The organism is Mesorhizobium sp. M2A.F.Ca.ET.037.01.1.1 (assembly GCF_003998075.1).
GTDB lineage: Bacteria > Pseudomonadota > Alphaproteobacteria > Rhizobiales > Rhizobiaceae > Mesorhizobium.
On sequence record NZ_RZSA01001847.1, the window covers coordinates 1 to 414 of the forward strand.

1 protein-coding gene is annotated in these 414 nt (G+C 52.2%); it reads left to right on the forward strand.

The window, feature by feature from the left end:
- Positions 1–122: 122 nt before the first annotated feature.
- Positions 123–414: Mov34/MPN/PAD-1 family protein (locus EOA27_RS40135; RefSeq protein ID WP_189562464.1), on the forward strand; the 292-nt coding region annotated here is incomplete at its 3' end.

Sequence of the window (414 nt, forward strand, 5' to 3'; positions counted from 1 at the left end):
GTTCCATACCGAACCTGTTGACGTCGGACTGGCGTCTCAGGTTATTGCGGAGCAAAACATTCTTGACGAAGCCGACGTAGCTGCCGAGCGGGCACGCATTATCCAAATACTTGGGAGATCATTTGGTCAAACTCCTCCTGCCGGATGATATAGCGTCGCGGCTCAATATCGCGCTGGCGAAAGCTAGACGCCAGGAGATCGGTGGTCTTATTGTCGGTGAGCACGTGAAGGACGAAACGTTTCAGATTGTAGATATTTCAATCCAGACGAGCCATGGCACTCGCACACATTTCGAGCGCGATCCTGTGTTGCACGAGGAATTCCTGCGAGAATTTTTCGAGCGAACAGGCGGAGATTTTGAGCGGTATAATTATCTGGGCGAATGGCATTCGCATCCGAGCTTCGACCCTCTCC